This is a genomic window from Alkalihalobacillus phoenicis, from assembly GCF_047302405.1.
Classification (GTDB): Bacteria; Bacillota; Bacilli; order Bacillales; family Bacillaceae_D; genus Alkalihalobacillus.
On sequence record NZ_CP154853.1, the window covers coordinates 3463402 to 3478290 of the forward strand.

The following is a 14889-nucleotide window of genomic DNA, read 5'->3' on the forward strand; positions in this document are numbered from 1 at the left end:
CTTACAATTCTGGCTTCTGTTTATAATAGTCTGTTGCCTTTTCATAGGCATTAGCAACACGGTAAACCGTTACTTCGTCAAAGTGTTTGCCGATAATTTGTAAACCTAAAGGAAGTCCATCCTTAAAGCCACATGGTACAGAAATTCCTGGTACACCCGCTAAGTTTACTGGAATCGTTAAAATATCATTCGCATACATCGTCATTGGATCTTTTGTATTTTCGCCGAGTCTAAACGATGGTGTTGGTGTTGTTGGTCCAACAATGACATCATAGTCTTCAAAAATCTTTTCAAAGTCTTGTTTAATTAACGTACGTACTTTCTGAGCCTTTTTGTAATAAGCATCATAATAACCAGAGCTTAAGGCAAATGTTCCAAGCATAATTCGACGTTTGACCTCATCACCAAAACCTTCAGCACGAGTTTTCTTGTACATATCAATTAAGTTCTCCGCATCATCCGTACGATAACCGTAACGAACTCCATCAAAACGTGAAAGGTTAGCGGATGCTTCTGATGATGAAATTAAATAATACGTAGCAAGAGCGTATTTAGAATGTGGTAATGAAACCTCTTCCCAAACGGCTCCTTCAGCCTCTAATACTTTTAATGCATCAAGTACGGACTGTTTAACTTCTGGGTCGACCCCTTCAGCTAAATACTCTTTAGGAACCGCAATCTTTAAACCTTTCACACCTTCTTCTAACTTAGAAGAAAAGTCAGGAACCTCGACATTGGCTGATGTTGAATCCATAGGGTCAAGTCCGGAAATTGATTGGAGGAGATAGGCATTATCCGCTACATTGCGCGTAATCGGTCCAATTTGGTCGAGAGATGAGGCAAATGCGACTAAACCGAAACGCGATACACGACCGTATGTAGGTTTTAAGCCGACGACGCCACAATAAGCCGCTGGTTGACGAATTGAACCACCTGTATCCGAACCTAATGAAAAGGGAACTTCACCCGCTGCAACAGCAGCCGCCGAACCACCGCTTGAGCCACCAGGTACATAATCAAGATTCCAAGGATTTCTCGTCACTTGTAGACCTGAATTTTCAGTTGATGAACCCATCGCAAATTCATCCATGTTTAATTTACCGATTGTCACAGCTTCAGCTTGTTGTAGCTTTTGCACAACCGTTGCATCATAAATAGGATCAAAGTTTTCAAGAATTTTACTTGAACAAGTAGTCCGCAAGTTTTTTGTCACGATATTATCCTTTACACCAATTGGCATTCCAAATAAAGTGCCAAATGAACGGTCCGTTCCTAATGCTTCATCAAGCTGGGAGGCATATGTACGTGCTTTTTCTTCATCAAGTGTGACAAACGCTTTTACTTTGTCTTCCACTTCGGCAATTCGTTTATAAGATTGATCAACGAGATCCGATACTTTCAATTCTTTTTTATGGAGCTTGCTATGGAGCTCCGACATTGGTAAGTCAAATAATGACATGAAGCCTACCCTCCTTATTAATCTATAATAGATGGAACACGAACTTGTCCATCTTCATGATCCGGTGCATTTTTTAATACTTCTTCTACTGGTAAACCCGCATCTGACTTATCTTCGCGCAGAACATTTGTCATATTTAATACATGTGTTGTCGGTTCAATACCTTCTGTGTCTAATTCATTTAATTGTTCAGCAAAAGATATAATTTTATCTAATTGCTCTGTAAACATTTCTGCTTCCTCTTCTGTAATCGCAAGGCGTGCCAAATTGGCAACATGCTTCACTTGCTCCTTTGAAATTTGAGACATTACTCGCTTCCCCCCTTCATTTTCGAGCATCTTGACAATATGATTAATAATACCAAATTCCGATAGGATAGGCAATAAAGCCAAGTAAGGAACAAGGTAAATACCCTGAGATTTATCTACTTTTTTGGCGGCGTTCCTCGGCCGCTTTTACACAACAAGCACGACTAAATTCTTTTCGACAGCGTTTCTCTTCTCTTTTTACACAACATCACCGGCAAACTAAAAGCAAGCAAAGAACCTCCTAGCCAATACAGCCAAGAGGTTTTTTGCTTTTCTTTATCTAGATCTTACTTCAACTCATCACTCAATTGCTTCACTTCATCAAATTGAGCTTGGATTTCTTTGGATGGTTCTTTTCCTGTTAAGCTGACGATAATCGCTGCTAATCCCGCTAAGATAAAGCCTGGAATGATTTCATATAAACTAAAGAAAGCAATTTCATTAAAACTCTCTGCAGATACACCAAACCAACCGACAATTCGCTCAAGTTCAGCCCAAATAATAACCGTTAAACCACCGACAATCATTCCCGTTAACGCACCGTTACGAGTCATACGTCTCCAGAAAAGAGCTAATAATAAAACCGGGCCAAAGGCTGACCCAAACCCTGCCCATGCATAACTGACAAGCTCAAGGACAGAGCTCTCTGGATTGTAAGCAAGGAGAATCGCAATAAAAGCAATTAATAATACACCTATACGTCCAACCCACATTAATTCTTTTGGCGACGCCTTTTTTCTGAAAAACGGTTTATAAAAGTCTTCAGCTAAAGCACTAGATGATACAAGTAACTGTGAATCAATGGTACTCATAATCGCTGATAAAATCGCGGCAATTAAAAACCCAGCTACCCATTCATTCATTAATAATTGTGTGAATAAAATGAACACTGTTTCTTCTTGATTTGCTGGTAAAGCTGTTCCGGCCGGACCAAATTCTGAGAAATAAGCAAGACCCGCTAGTCCGGTAAAGACCGCACCAAACAATGATAAAATCATCCAAGTCATCCCGATTGCTTGGGCTTTCGGAAGCTCTTTCGTGGATTTAATCGCCATAAATCGAGTAATAATATGTGGCTGTCCGAAATAACCTAGCCCCCAAGCAAGTAAAGAAATAATTGCGATAAAACCAACACCTTGGAACGCATCTAAATAGGCAGTATCAATTTGACCGATAGCTTGAACCGTTTCATTCCAGCCCCCAATTTCAGTGACAGCGACAACAGGAACAATAACTAAAGCTAAAAACATTAACGTTCCTTGAAATAAATCCGACCAACTTACTGCTAAAAATCCACCGATAAATGTGTAGGAAACAATTACTAAAGCCCCAATCCATAATGCTTCCGTATACCCCATCCCAAATGACGATTGGAATAATAACGCCCCTGCTACTAGTCCTGATGAGGAATAAAAGGTAAAGAATACTAAGATGACAATAGCGGAAATCACTCTCAACGCTTTGGAGCTATCTTCAAATCTATTTTCAAAGAAGTCCGGTATTGTAATTGAATCCTTCGCTTTTTCTGTAAAAAGACGTAATCTCTTCGCAAGAAACTGCCAATTTAAATACGCACCAATAGCTAAACCAACTGCGATCCATATTTCATTCATACCACCAACATAAATAGCCCCTGGTAAACCTAATAATAGCCAACTACTCATATCAGAAGCCCCTGCACTTAAAGCAGCTGTTGCCCCTCCAAGTTTTCGACCACCTAATACATAATCGGATAAGTCCTTTGTTTTAAAATAAGCATATAAACCAAATGCTAATAAAAGTATCATATAAAATATAAATGTTATAAATGTTGCTTGACTAATGCTACCCATGTCATTCTCCTCTCTTTATGATCCACTGTAAAATGGATAAAACAATTAATAATGGCATTGGAACCAATAATAAAATCCATGTCGCCGTTGTTAATGTATAATCCACCAAGACACCTCCTCACAGGATTTTATACAACGTCTATGCATACCCAAATTCCTTGAAAGCTAAACACCCTTCTTAGAAATGGTTAAAACAACAGAATCGATCATAACACACCACAAAAATCAGAACATTGTAATCATTTTAAAAACAACTTTAAAATGAATAATCATGCATAACAATAGACTTATTTTGTCCATATATGTATTTTTCGTTATATATATTCAAAAAAATAAATGAAGATTAATTATCATAATTATCTGTATTTAAATCCCATTAAAACAAGTTTATTCTATTTCGAAGCTCTTTTTCAACTACTTTAAGCAAAAAAAATCTCCCGTTCTTAGTTAAACTAAAAACGAGAGTTACTCATTTTAAACTTATGAAACTTTATCTTGAACCTTTAATATATGGTTTTCCGATTGCTTTTGGTGCCGCATTTTTACCGACAAAACCAGTTAACGCAATAATCGTCAACACATATGGTGCAATTAATAAAAAGACGGGATGGATTTCTGAGAAAAATGGCAACTGAGCACCTGTTGTACTCAACGCTTGAGCAAGTCCAAAGAATAGTCCAGCTCCAAGAACCCCGAGTGGATTCCAACGACCAAAGATGAGGACAGCCAAAGCCATAAACCCTTGTCCTACAATCGTTGTCGCAGAGAAGTTTCCAGAAACAGTTACCGCAAATACAGCTCCACCAAGAGCTCCAAATGCTCCGCTTAACATAACTGCTACATAACGCATTTTATTAACGTTTACGCCCATCGTATCAGCTGCCATTGGATGCTCCCCGACTGAACGAAGCCTTAAACCGAATGGCGTATAAAAAATAATATAATAAACGACAAAAACTAAAGCAAGAGCGACATAAGAAGTGACATAGGCATTTGAGAAGAACAATGGTCCGATAATTGGAATCTCACTTAATCCAGACACATTCGTTCTAAAAATACGATTTTGAATATAATCCGTTTGTCCTCTTCCAAAAATTAAACGCGTTAAGAAAATCGCAAGACCTAGAGCTAAAAAGTTAATCGCAACACCACTAACGATTTGATCGGCACGGAACGAAATAGATGCAACTGCGTGAAATAATGCAAAAACTGATCCGACAATGGCTGCGATGATAAGAGCAATCCACGGGGACGCCGCACCAACTCCAGCTCCCTCTAACCATAGAGTCGACACAATCCCGATAAAAGCTCCAGAAATCATTAACCCTTCAAGACCAATGTTTACAACACCGGCTCTTTCACTAAATAAACCACCTAATGCTGTTAAGATAAGAGGAACTCCAGCATAAATAGCTGCTGGGATGACAAGTGCAAGAACTTGCATAATATCCATCTTTAAATTCCTCCTTTCTTAATGCGGTTCGTAACCCAACGAATAATATAACTTGATGCTACAAAGAAAATAATTAAAGCGATAACGATATCAACTAATTCCATTGGCACTCCAGCTTGTTGTTGCATCGTTAAGGAACCAACTTGTAAGCCTCCGAATAGGAAGGAAGATAAGAAAACACCGATGGCCGTATTAGCCCCTAATAAGGCAACTGCGATTCCATCAAACCCTACTCCACTAAAGCCACTTAAAATCGACATATATCCATAAGTACCTAATCCTTCCATCGCACCTGCGACACCTGCAAAGGCACCTGAAATAACCATGGCGAGGACAACATTACTTTTTACATTCATACCTGCATACTTTGAAGCATGTTGGTTAAAACCAACTGCTCTCAGCTCATAACCTTTTTTCGTTTTCCATAATACAAACCACATGATGACACACGCTAAAATGGCTATAACAAAACCATAATGTAGTCGTGAGTAATCCGTTATCGATTGAAGAAAATCCGATTGTAAAGAAGCGGATGGATAAATGGTTTCCGTTCTTTCCCCCGGAACAATTAAGAATGCACGGATAATCGCATTAGCACTATAAAGAGCAATATAGTTCATCATAATGGTAACGATAACTTCATGAACCTCAAAACGAGCTTTTAAAAAGCCTGGCAAGAAGCCCCAAAGTGCTCCGGCAACCGCACCAGCTAAAATCGACAGGGGCAAATGAATAATCATCGGTAAATCAAGAGCACTACCGACATAAACCGCCGCAAGCCAGCCAACGATTAATTGTCCTTCTACCCCGATATTTAACAAACCTGTCCGGTAAGCAAACGCAACAGCTAAACCCGCTAGGATGAGTGGCGTCATCGCTCGGATTGTTTCGCCAATATAGTATGTATCACTAAAGATCCCTCTTAATAACGCACTATAGGCAACAATCGGATTATAGCCAGAAATCAGCATTAAAATTGCTCCGATTAAAACCCCTAAGAAAATTGAAATGATTGGAATTAGCAAACCGCTTAATTTCCCAAATTTATTTCTTTTATCCACGATTCTCTTCACCATCCTTCTGACGCTTACCTCCAGCCATTAATAACCCAAGTTCTTTTTCGTTCGTCTTGTCAGCATCAACAATATCAACAATTTTCCCATCGTATATGACCGCAATTCGATCACTGACATTTAGAACTTCATCAAGCTCAAGCGACATAAGTAAAATGGCTCTCCCTTTATCTCGTTCTTTGATTAAACGCGTATGAATGGACTCGATCGCCCCTACATCTAAACCACGTGTTGGCTGTGCCGCAATAAGGAAGTCTGGTGAACGATCCACTTCTCTGGCGATGATCGCTTTTTGCTGATTCCCACCAGATAATGCACGGGCTTCTGTATATTCACTCGGTGTTCGCACATCGTAATCGTCAATTAGTTCACGAGCTTTCTCATAAATCTTTGGATACTGAAGAATTCCCATTTTTGAATAAGGCTCATTATAATATGTTTGTAACACAATATTTTCACCAATTGAAAAATCTAAAACAAGGCCGTGTTTATGACGATCCTCTGGAATGTGACCGACACCTGCTTCTGTCACTTTTCGAGGTGGGTTATTAGTGATCTCGTTGCTATTTAAATAAATATGTCCACTATCAACTTTACGTAAGCCTGTAATCGCTTCGATTAGCTCTGACTGTCCATTGCCTTCAACTCCAGCTAACCCAACAATTTCTCCAGCCCTAATTTCTAAATCCAACCCTTTTAATGCGTCCACTTTGCGACTATTTTTCATCGTGACATTTTCAACTTTAAGCACAGTCTCTTTTGGTTCTGCTGGTGTTTTCTCAACAGAGAAGTTTACTTCGCGTCCAACCATCATTTCAGCAAGTTTTGCTTCACTTGATGTTTTAACATCGACTGTGCCAATCCCTTTACCACGGCGAATGACGGTACAACGATCACAAACAGACATAATTTCTTTTAATTTATGTGTAATTAAAATTATCGACTTTCCTTCTGCGACAAGCTTTTTCATAATGCCAATTAACTCTTGAATCTCTTGTGGTGTTAACACGGCTGTCGGTTCGTCAAAGATTAAAATCTCCGCCCCACGATAAAGCGTCTTTAAAATTTCGACACGTTGCTGCATCCCTACTGAGATATCCTCAATTTTGGCATGCGGGTCCACTTTAAGACCGTATTGTTTAGAAATCTCCGCTACTTCTTTTGCTGCTTTTCGAATATTTAATCGGCCCGCTTTTGTCGGTTCATTTCCTAAAACAATGTTCTCAGTTACTGTAAAATTCTCAACCAACATAAAATGCTGATGAACCATACCTATTCCAAGGCGATTAGCAACATTAGGATCGGTAATATTGACATCTTCACCACGGACACGAATGTTTCCTTTTTCAGGCTGATACAAGCCAAATAAAACATTCATTAATGTTGATTTCCCCGCTCCATTCTCTCCTAAAAGAGCATGAATTTCGCCTTCTTTTAATTGTAAGGTGATATTATCATTCGCAACAATTCCTGGAAATTCTTTACGGATGTTATTCATTTCAATTACATAGCTCACCTAGTTCACTCCTTACCGCTCATAATCAACACTCTAGCATTTTATAGGGCGAATGATGAATTGGGAGAACGGTTCAATTCATCATTTTCCCTACATTCATCTTATTCATATTACTGACAACAAAGGCTAGTGTAGCACTAGCCTTTGTTGATATTTTCTTTTAATTATAAATTAAAGACCGTTTAAATACTCTTCGTATTCTGCATCTGTCGTTGGAACTTCCACATCACCTGATAAAATGCTATCGCGATATTCGTTCACTTGTGCTTCAATTCCATCAGATAAGTTTTGAGTAGATTCAGCAATACCGACACCATTTTCCTCTAAACCATAGACAAGAATTTCTCCACCAGGGAAGTCGCCATTCATTGTTCTTTCCGCAACATCGGCAACCGCAACATCTACACGTTTAACCATTGATGTAAGCATAACGGACTTTTCGCCATCATAAATTCCATCTTCATATTGGTCTTGGTCAACACCAATTGCCCATACATTTTCACCATTACGTGCACGGTTGATTGCTTCTGTAATTAAACCATTACCTGATCCACCAGCAGCATGATAAATAATATCAGCACCTTGACTATACATTGTGTTTGCGATTTGTTGTGCTGTAGTTGAATCGTTAAAGTCACCTACATATTGAACGGCAATTTCGATGTCAGGATTTACAGCCTTCACTCCGGCTTTAAAACCATTCTCGAACTTTTTAATAAGGTCACTATCCATTCCACCAATGAAACCAACTTGATCAGTCTCAGACTCTAAAGCAGCAACAACACCAACTAGGAAAGAACCTTCATGCTCTTCAAACGTCATATGTGCAACGTTTTCGAACGGTTCGCCAGTTTCTTCATTCATAACGACCATGTCAATAATCGCTAGTTGTGCATCTTCATTTTGACTCGCGACAGTTCTCATCGCATCTTCCATCAAAAAGCCTACACCAAAGACTAATTCTTTACCTTCACGAACTAAACCACGTAAGTTCGGCTCAAAATCAGGAATACTACCTGATTGAACATAAGAATAGTTTGTACCCTCAGTAAGATCAAACTTCTCACCAAAATCTTTTATACCATTCCATGAAGACTCGTTAAAGGATTTATCATCAATCCCACCTGCATCTGTTACCATCCCTACAGTAAAATCACTTGGCTCTGTACTTTCGCCCCCACCAGTGCTTGTCCCGTTATCATCGTTCCCAGCACCACAAGCTGTTAGAGCGACAGTAGCAGCTAAACCTAATGTTGCATTACGTAACCACTTTTTCATTGAATGAATCCCCCTCTTTTTTTAATTACTACTTATACACATTCATATCATAGCAGTAACTTTCAATAGTACGCTCACCATTTTAGTGTGACAACTATTGCTAGGATTTATTCTAATCTCTTTATTAAAAAATGACTAGATCTTATGGCATATTTATTCCCTAATAATTTGATTACTCTCCAAATAAACCGCTATCATATTATGAATGTATAAGATTCATTAAGGAATTTCCTATAAGAGATCAGACTTCTGATGTCTTACTTAGAAACGTCCTAAATATATCATGTTTAACTTAAATAATAAACATCTTTCTAACGAAAAATCGATTTTTGTCATACTTTGTACGAAAAGATATTTCGACATTTCTAAAAGTTTTATTTATCTATTTATTCTATTTTTTCAGTCATTTACTTTTTATAGAAGTAAGCCCAACTAAGCCACCTAATTGATAACAATTTTATAAAAAAGACCCCTAATAATTAGGAGTCTATTGATTGATGTGAATCAGTGGTTCTTCATTCGGATTTCGAATGACTTGTGCTTCTTGTTTTCCACCAACCGAGTTTATATAAACATTTACTTTTAAAGTGTCTTGATAACGCTGCTTTATTCGATTCGCCACAAATTGAGATAATGCAACAATTTCCGTTTTCCCTTGATATTGTAAGGAAATCTCAACAGTCAACTCTTGTAATTGATCATTATTGTAAAAACCTCTTCCAACCGCACCGACATACGTTTCAAAAAAGCCTTGAATGTCATCTTTAAACAAGTTAAATTGATCGGCGTCGCCTCTGGCATCACGGTTTGCTTCTGTAGATGGAAACAAGTAATACTGTTCATTAATATCCTGCCACCTTGATAATCCCTCATTCGGCTCTGCTATAGACCGTGCAATATAGTTTCCAGGTACTGCCGCTTGACGTGGCTGTTCTTGAAATAGGGCAACAACGATAGGAATATTTTGAAAGGCCCCGTCTTCGCGGTTACTTGAACGAATTCGATTCACAACTTCCTCAGCTATCTTTTGACCCTCTTCTAAAATATTATCATCTTCTAGTTCTATGGAATAGAAGTAACGTCCACTATCTGTATCTACATTAAAGTTATACACACTATTTAACGACAGACCAATCACAATCCCACCGACTTCATAATTGCCGTTATCCTTCTCTACTAAATAGTTATGTTCGATCAAATGTGAAAGATATCTTGGGCTTTCTTCTTCTCGTTCTCTCCTATCCGTATCTTCATCCCCAAATAGTGCTGGATTTAAACCAGATGGGTTATTTTCTTCATCATATCTTCTGATCCAGCTATTGACTTCCTGACTAGACAAGAACTGACCCTCACGGAAAAAGTAACGTTCATTATCAAAATACTCCTGAGCCATTCTTGTTAAGCCAATTTCAAATTGATCTAAATCAAGACGATTTGATACAAGAGATGTCCCGAGTCCTCTCGTTTCCCCATGAGGATAAACCCCGTCATATAAAATGCTCCGATAATAGTCTTCTGAATTTGAGATATGAGGGATAACTGCAACATCTTGGTTCTCGGTTGCTGGTTCGTCCTCAATGCTAATATCGTCATTTTGGGGCTGTAAAATTGGGATACAGCCTGATAAAACTAGGAGCATTGCACTCATCAAAAGTAAACATTTCTTCATCATACCCCTCCTCCCCTATTGTTTATTTATTTTCAAGCTCAAAAAAAGCATCCATTAATTGTTGCTCATCCCAAATAAGCACGCCTAACTCTTCTGCCTTTGTTCGCTTCGAACCAGCTTCTTCACCCGCAACGACTAAATCGGTTTTTTTACTTACACTTCCCGTCACTTTACCACCGTACGCCTCAATTTTTTCCTTCGCTTCATTACGAGTGAGCTGCTCTAATTTCCCCGTTAAAACGACCGTCTTTTGAAGGAATGGACTTTCTTCCAATACGTCTTCTGATTGAGAAACGACTGGCCCATTATAAGTTAAATTAACTCCTAATGAACGTAATTGCTCGATTAAATCCGTGACTTCAGGCTGTTCAAAATAAGAATGAATCGAGCCAGCCATTTTTTCACCGATTTCATCAATCGTTAATAAAGTTTCTTCGCCAGCCCCTTGTAAAGCCTCGATTGTTTCAAAATGAGCCGCTAATGTTTTCGCAGCTTTAGCTCCGACAAAACGAATGCCTAGACCAAATAAAAGACGTTCGAGTGAGTTCCCCTTAGATGCTTCAATCGCCGCTAATAAATTATCCACTGATTTAGCACCCATTCGTTCTAACTCTAATAACTCATCCCGATTTAACCTGTACAAGTCCGCAACAGTTTGAATCAGCTTATATGAAAATAATTGCGCTACGACTTTTTCGCCTAGACCATCAATATTCATCGCATTTCGCGAAACAAAGTGAATTAACCCTTCACGAATTTGTGCAGGACATTGAGGATTAATACATCTTAAAGCTACCTCGCCCTCTAAACGAACAAGCTCACTTTCACATTCCGGACAATGAGACGGCATCAAAAACTCGCGTTCACTTCCATCACGTTTGTCCGTTAGGACGTTGACAACCTCTGGAATGATATCTCCAGCCTTTTTGATCACAACCGAATCACCTAATTTTAAATCCTTCTCTCGAATGAGATCCTCGTTATGAAGAGAAGCTCGCTTTACAGTCGTCCCTGCGACAATCACCGGATCTAAAATCGCTGTCGGGGTCACAACACCTGTCCGACCAATACTTAATTCAATCTCTCTTAAAGTTGTTACGACTTCTTCAGCTGGAAATTTATAGGCAATCGCCCAACGTGGACTTTTAGCGGTAAAACCTAATTGTTCTTGCTGTTCAATCGAATCAAGCTTAATGACAATCCCATCAATCTCATAAGGGAGCTCCTGCCGCTTTTCTAACCAGCCCTGTACAAACTCGATCACTTCATCAATGCTCACGCAAAGGGTCGTTTCTTGATTTGTTTTAAAGCCTAAATCCTTAATGAGTTGTAACGCCTCATAATGAGAGTTTAAGTCGTCATTATCAAGGTAGCCAATCGAATACGAAAACATCGATAAGTTTCGTTTCGCAGCAATTTTAGGGTTTAACTGTCTTAAAGAACCGGCTGCCGCATTACGAGGATTAGCAAATTTCTCCTCTCCCGCCGCCTCTCTCACTTCATTTAATTTTAAAAATGATCGTTTCGGCATATACGCTTCGCCACGAACTTCCATCGTCACTTCTCTTTTTAATCGTAACGGGATGGCTTGAACCGTCTTTAAATTATTTGTGATGTCTTCGCCAACCGTTCCATCCCCTCTTGTTGCCCCTCGCGCAAAACGACCCTGCTCATACGTTAAAGAGACCGCTAACCCGTCAATTTTCAGCTCACAAGTATAAGCAACGTCATCCCCCAGTTGATTGCGAATCCGCTTATCAAAATCACGCAAATCTTGTTCAGAGAATGCATTACCAAGACTTAACATTGGCGTACGGTGCTCCACTTTTTCGAAATAAGGAAGGGGCTCTCCACCTACACGAACCGTTGGAGAGTCATCGGTGATTAATTCAGGAAATTGCTCCTCCAATTCAATTAATTGTTGGAGCTTTTGATCGTATTCGGCATCAGATACGACCGGATTATCAAGCACATAATAGTAATGCCCATACTCATTTAATACTTCCCTCAGCTCATTTATCTTGATTTTTGCCTCTTGTCTTTCCATAGCTTTCGTCCTTTCTTATTGCTTTGAAATCGGAGCAAATTTAGCAAATAAACGTTTAATCCCTGTCGGCTGTGGAAAAGCGATGTCTAATTCTAATGAATCGCCTTCACCTCTTAAACTTACGACCGTACCAACTCCCCATTTCTTATGGTTGGCTTTATCGCCGACCTTCCATTCAAATGTGTCTCCACCCGTTTCTGTCATCTGTGGACGATGTGGGGTAGGAGCTTGTCTCATTTGTGGCCTAGATGTTTTCATCCACGCAGGTGTTGCTTTTTGCTCCTCATGTAAAAGCTCGAGGCAATGTTCTGGAACTTCTTTAATAAATCTAGAAGGTGGATTTGAATTAGTCCGACCGTACATCGTTCTCAGCTTTGCATTCGTTAAATAAAGGCGCTGCTCAGCACGAGTAATCCCGACATACGCAAGACGACGCTCTTCTTCCATTTCATCCTCTTCAAATAAAGAGCGACTATGTGGGAAAACGCCTTCCTCCATACCAATTAAGAAAACGACAGGGAATTCTAACCCTTTGGCTGAGTGTAAGGTCATTAGCGTAATCGCATCTTTCTTTTTCTCCTCTTCCTCCTCATCATCAAGTCGATCAATATCGGCAACAAGGGCTAAATCGGTTAAAAAGGCAACAAGAGTTTTGTCTTCATTACTTTTCTCAAATTCTTGCGTTACTGTAATAAATTCATCGATATTTTCTAAACGACTTTGTGCTTCAATCGTCTGTTCATTTTTTAAAACATCACGATAGCCTGTCCGCTCCAATAAATCCTCAACAAGCTCTGTTACGGATAAATAATCTTGCATTTGAATCCAATGCCCAAGTTGATCGCGGAATTCTCTGAGCTTCGTCATCGCACGTGGAGTTACACCGGTTTGCTCAATTTCCTGAAGGGCAGAAAAAATAGAAAGCCCATTTGCAATCGCATAAGAAGCAAGCTTATCAACTGTTGTCGCTCCAATCCCACGCTTAGGAACATTGACAATTCTTCTTAAACTAATATCGTCATCCGGATTAGAAATCAGACGAAGATACGCAAGCACGTCTTTAATTTCTTTCCGGTCATAGAATTTTGTTCCGCCGACAATGTTGTATTCGATATTAGATTTCACAAAAAATTCCTCAATTACACGAGATTGAGCATTCGTACGATATAAAACCGCAATCTCAGAATAATTGAAACCTTCTTCTCTCGTTGCTTCACGTACTTTTTCTACAACGAACTGAGCTTCTTCCTGTTCCGTTCCTGCTGCGTAATAATTAATTTTATTCCCTTGGTCATTTTCCGTCCAAAGATTTTTCGGCTTTCGGTTACGGTTATTGCCAATGACTTGATTCGCCGCCTCTAAAATCGTTTTCGTTGAACGGTAATTTTGTTCAAGTAAAATGACCGTTGAAGTTGGATAATCTTCTTCAAAGGAAAGAATGTTCGCAATATCGGCTCCACGCCAGCGATAAATCGACTGATCGGAATCTCCGACAACACAAAGGTTTTGATACTTATCACTGATCATTTTGACGAGTAAATACTGGGCCCTGTTTGTATCCTGATACTCATCTACTAAAAGGTATTGGAATTTACGTTGGTAAAACTCTAACACCTCAGGCACTTGCTTAAACAAATCGATCGTTTTCATAATGAGGTCATCAAAGTCCATTGCATTATTGTTTTTTAAACGCTTCTGATACTCAACATAGACTTCTGCTGCTGTTTGCTCATACAGCTGGGTTGCACTTGCGACAAACTCTTTTGGTTTAGTGAGTTCATTTTTGGCACTGCTAATCGTTCCCAGAATACTTCTTGCGTCAAACTTTTTTGGATCTAAATTCTTTTCTTTTAAAATTTGCTTAATAACCGAAAGCTGATCGGCTGAATCAAGAATTGTAAAATTACGACTGTAACCAATCCGGTCGACATCTCGTCTTAAAATGCGCACGCACATGGAGTGAAAGGTCGAAATCCAAATATCTTCTGCTACTGGCCCAACAAGTTTCGCGACACGCTCCTTCATCTCACGTGCTGCTTTATTTGTAAAAGTAATCGCTAATACATTCCAAGGAGCAATTCCTTTCTCACGTAATAAATAGGCTACTCGATGCGTTAACACTCTCGTCTTTCCACTTCCGGCCCCTGCCATTAACAGCAACGGTCCTTCCGTATGCTTCACTGCAGCCTTTTGCTCTGGATTCAACCCTGCTAGCATTTTATCGATAATTCGTTCTTGCATACGCTCACCACCA

The 14889-nt window shown here is 39.3% G+C and carries 10 protein-coding genes; all 10 read right to left on the reverse strand.

From position 1 onward, the window contains the following. Position 1: 1 nt before the first annotated feature. The 10 genes from gatA to pcrA all read right to left on the reverse strand — a co-directional run bounded on the left by gatA (position 2) and on the right by pcrA (position 14876). Positions 2-1459, reverse strand: coding sequence for an Asp-tRNA(Asn)/Glu-tRNA(Gln) amidotransferase subunit GatA (gene gatA / locus AA0017_RS16270; protein ID WP_413376139.1), 1458 nt, complete (start codon positions 1457-1459; stop codon positions 2-4). 17 nt (positions 1460-1476) lie between these two features. Then, positions 1477-1767 (reverse strand): Asp-tRNA(Asn)/Glu-tRNA(Gln) amidotransferase subunit GatC, encoded by a 291-nt coding sequence (gene gatC / locus AA0017_RS16275; RefSeq protein ID WP_413376141.1) that lies wholly within the window; start codon positions 1765-1767, stop codon positions 1477-1479. Positions 1768-2054: 287 nt separating this feature from the next. Continuing rightward, positions 2055-3599 (reverse strand): sodium/proline symporter PutP, encoded by a 1545-nt coding sequence (gene putP, locus AA0017_RS16280; RefSeq protein ID WP_413376143.1) that lies wholly within the window; start codon positions 3597-3599, stop codon positions 2055-2057. A 490-nt stretch (positions 3600-4089) separates the two neighbouring features. Next, positions 4090-5052, reverse strand: coding sequence for an ABC transporter permease (locus AA0017_RS16285; protein WP_413376145.1), 963 nt, complete (start codon positions 5050-5052; stop codon positions 4090-4092). 2 nt (positions 5053-5054) lie between these two features. Then, on the reverse strand, positions 5055-6077 hold the full coding sequence (locus AA0017_RS16290) for an ABC transporter permease (RefSeq protein ID WP_413382648.1): 1023 nt from the start codon (positions 6075-6077) through the stop codon (positions 5055-5057). 28 nt (positions 6078-6105) lie between these two features. After that, a complete protein-coding gene (locus AA0017_RS16295; RefSeq protein WP_413376147.1) occupies positions 6106-7641 on the reverse strand; it encodes an ABC transporter ATP-binding protein in 1536 nt (511 codons plus the stop codon). A gap of 171 nt (positions 7642-7812) precedes the next feature. Continuing rightward, on the reverse strand, positions 7813-8919 hold the full coding sequence (locus AA0017_RS16300) for a BMP family lipoprotein (protein ID WP_413376149.1): 1107 nt from the start codon (positions 8917-8919) through the stop codon (positions 7813-7815). A 487-nt stretch (positions 8920-9406) separates the two neighbouring features. Beyond that, positions 9407-10588, reverse strand: a complete 1182-nt coding sequence (locus AA0017_RS16305; RefSeq protein WP_413376151.1) for a CamS family sex pheromone protein — start codon at positions 10586-10588, stop codon at positions 9407-9409. Positions 10589-10610: 22 nt separating this feature from the next. Continuing rightward, the gene (ligA, locus tag AA0017_RS16310) at positions 10611-12635 is read right to left on the reverse strand and encodes an NAD-dependent DNA ligase LigA (RefSeq protein ID WP_413376153.1); all 2025 of its coding nucleotides are present in this window, start codon (positions 12633-12635) and stop codon (positions 10611-10613) included. A 15-nt stretch (positions 12636-12650) separates the two neighbouring features. Further along, a complete protein-coding gene (pcrA, locus tag AA0017_RS16315; RefSeq protein ID WP_413376155.1) occupies positions 12651-14876 on the reverse strand; it encodes a DNA helicase PcrA in 2226 nt (741 codons plus the stop codon). Positions 14877-14889 lie beyond the last annotated feature (13 nt).